The organism is Methylobacterium nigriterrae (genome assembly GCF_037106235.1).
GTDB lineage: Bacteria > Pseudomonadota > Alphaproteobacteria > Rhizobiales > Beijerinckiaceae > Methylobacterium > Methylobacterium nigriterrae.
The window spans coordinates 1-2,789 of record NZ_JBAWTG010000281.1 but is presented as its reverse complement, the minus strand read 5'-3'; the positions used below and the strand labels follow the sequence as shown (position 1 = coordinate 2,789).

2 protein-coding genes and 1 pseudogene are annotated in these 2,789 nt (G+C 60.2%); all 3 read left to right on the top strand.

The window, feature by feature from the left end; all coding sequences use genetic code 11:
* Positions 1–399: 399 nt before the first annotated feature.
* Entirely contained in the window at positions 400–813 is a 414-nt protein-coding gene (locus WDW90_RS36120) for a hypothetical protein (protein WP_336492556.1), read from the top strand.
* A gap of 277 nt (positions 814–1,090) precedes the next feature.
* Positions 1,091–1,847: pseudogene (locus WDW90_RS36115) on the top strand (IS5 family transposase).
* 214 nt (positions 1,848–2,061) lie between these two features.
* The gene (locus tag WDW90_RS36110; protein WP_336492555.1) at positions 2,062–2,625 is read left to right on the top strand and encodes a recombinase family protein; all 564 of its coding nucleotides are present in this window, start codon (positions 2,062–2,064) and stop codon (positions 2,623–2,625) included.
* Positions 2,626–2,789 lie beyond the last annotated feature (164 nt).

Sequence of the window (2,789 nt, the reverse complement as noted above, 5' to 3'; positions counted from 1 at the left end):
GACAGTGCTCACCTGGTTCATGGACGCCTCCTGGAGTGGGCTCTAACACCACCACTCTGGCACGCTGATGCCGTCGGGGGCGTCCACACCATCACGCCCGTGGCTCGCACACGGGCCGAAGAGGGGTGGGCTCAAAACGCTGAACACCACGGATATTCAGATACCTAAAGGAGAAGCGTCGCGGCCAGCAGAATCGTTTTTAAGCTACCGAAAGGTAGGGGCGTGCTCACGGCAGTGGCCGGCGAGATCCGCCACGGCCGACATCTCAAGCCGGGGCCATGTGATAGGAACAGGTGGCTAGCTAGTATCAGGGATACTCCAAGGAGATAACTCGCTCTTCTGTAATCAAGACACGGCTCAAGAGCGGCAACCCGAATTTACGGAGACCAAGACGATACCATGAATAGGACCAACTTTCATTTGCTTGTCACATGCGGCGTAGCATGTTTGCTGAGCGGAGCTTCCGATAGCGGGGTTGCGCAGTCAAAAGTAGCAACAAAAAGCAAGATTCAGGAACTTATCGCTGATTGCTTGAATAAAGCAATATCGAATGGAGATATAGAGAGAAGCGGTAATAATGTAGAATTTACATGCGGCTCAAGTTCAGCAAGGGAAATATATGATCTTTTGGATGACAAAGTGACAGATTTTAAATTTAGTAGTAATTTGGGAACTGGCACCTCAAGGGCTTTTAGCGGAGTATCAAGCGGCACAAACCAGTGTTATAGAATTACAAGAAGATCAGATGGTAGTTCTGCAGATATAATTCAATGTAGTCTAAATATTTATCTTGGAATTCTAAGTGAAAACTAGCCAGAATTTGCGGATTTGTACGTTTAAAGCGTGCCAATCCGGAAGCCTACATCAACGCCCGCCAGACCCCACGTAGAAACGCGGAAGTCACGAAGCATCTCGGCCATGTCGTAACCCCTCGTGACTTCAATGCGATAGATCGGAGCAGAGCGCCGGCGCCGCCTGAGAGGAAAGGAATAGCCCGAGGGGCGCCGGCTGACGGCTAGGTCGCGAACCCATAACGGCTGGCACGGTTGAGGCGTGACGTCGTTAGCCCTCTGGACACGGAGGGTTCTGAATGGCGCGGTTTGACCTGACGGATGCGGAGTGGGCCGTGATCGAGCCGGTTCTGCCGACGGACGTGCGTGGCAAGGAGCGCGTGGACGACCGGCGGGTGCTCAACGGCATCTTCTGGCGGCTGCGCACGGGTGCACCCTGGGCCGAGATCCCGGCACGCTACGGCCCGCACACGACCTGCGGCAACCGCTTCCGGCGTGGCGCAAGCGCGGGATCTGGGATCGGCTTCTGGAGGCGGTCGCAAAGGCTTACGAGGGCGACCTGCAGATGATCGATGCCACCAGCGTGCGGGTGCATCAGCATGCTGCCTGCGCCCCAAAAAAGAGGGCCGATCCGGTGGCATGGGTCGCTCGCGCGGCGGCCTGACGAGCAAGATCCACGCGCTGGTGGATGCCGAGGGCCGTCCGGTGGCGCTCAAGATCACGGAAGGCCAGGCGCATGATGGGCGCTCGGCGGCCGACATGCTGGGCGGGCTGGGAGCGGGGCAGATCCTGCTGGGTGACCGAGCCTACGACAGCGACGCCTTGCGAGCCCGGATGGCCGAGCAAGGTGCGTGGGCGAACGTGAAGCCGATGCCCAACCGCAAGCAGGTGCTGGCCTTCAGCCCGTTCCTGTACAAGTACCGCAATCTGGTCGAGCGCTTCTTCAGCAAGATCAAACACTTCCGGGCCATCGCCACGCGCTACGACAAGGATCCCGACAACTTCCTTGCCAGCGTCAAGCTCGCAGCCGTGCGGGTCTGGCTGCGAACTTTATGAGTCCGTGACATAGTCTCCGGCTTGCACCGCAAGGCGTTTGAGCGAGCCGGGCCGGTGACTGCCCCCCATTTACGAAAGGGCGAGTGTCACGGAAGGGTATACCGCTGCGTGACATCGGCCTGTGACAGCCGGCCTCCGTAACGAAACGGTCTGTTCAGAGCTTTTGTGACATGCTACGGCCCAGCTCTAGACCGTTTTGTGACAGCCCCCCCGAATGCCCGTCTTCGGCTACGCCCGCGTCAGCTCCACCGACCAGGACCTGGGCATTCAGGAGGCCGCGCTGCGAGCCGCCGGCTGCGACATGATCCGCTCCGAGAAGAAGTCCGGCACCAGCACGAACGAGCGGACCGAGTTGCAGACCCTCGTGGAGTTCGCCAGGCGCGGCGACACCATCGTGGTCACCCGCATCGACCGCTTGGCTCGCTCCATCGCAGACCTCGCTGCCCTGGTTCGCGAGTTGGAGGACAAGAGTGTCACGCTCCGGGCGACTGAGCAGCCCATCGACACCTCGACGGCCGCCGGCCGCTGCTTCCTGCAGATGCTGGGCGTCTTCGCGGAGTTCGAGACGAACCTGCGGCGTGAGCGTCAGCTGGAGGGTGTCGCCAAGGCCAAAGTAGCAGGCATCTACGCCGGCAAGGGCCGCCCAGTCTCGATCGCAGCCGACAAGGTGCGCGAGTTGCAAGAGCAGGGCATGGGACCCTCCGCCATTGCCAAGGCGCTCGGCATCAGCCGCATGTCCGTGCACCGGGTCTTGAACGCCGCCGCAGCCTCCGTCTGAGTATTCCGCTTCTGTTCGTGCGGCGTTCAACCCGAACAGAAAGACAGCAACGAAGTCTGCGCCGTCCGGCTGCTGCTTCACGATGGCGGCCGGGCGCGGGGCGGACGTAGCTCACATGATTGGCGTGTCAGGCCACCGGCACCCGAAGACCATCGTCGGCTATC

Bases quoted from the DNA above. Each gene is read 5' to 3' on its own strand.
- WDW90_RS36110 (WP_336492555.1), top strand. From the start codon at position 2,062: ATGCCCGTCTTCGGCTACGCCCGCGTCAGCTCCACCGACCAGGACCTG.
- WDW90_RS36120 (WP_336492556.1), top strand. From the start codon at position 400: ATGAATAGGACCAACTTTCATTTGCTTGTCACATGCGGCGTAGCATGT.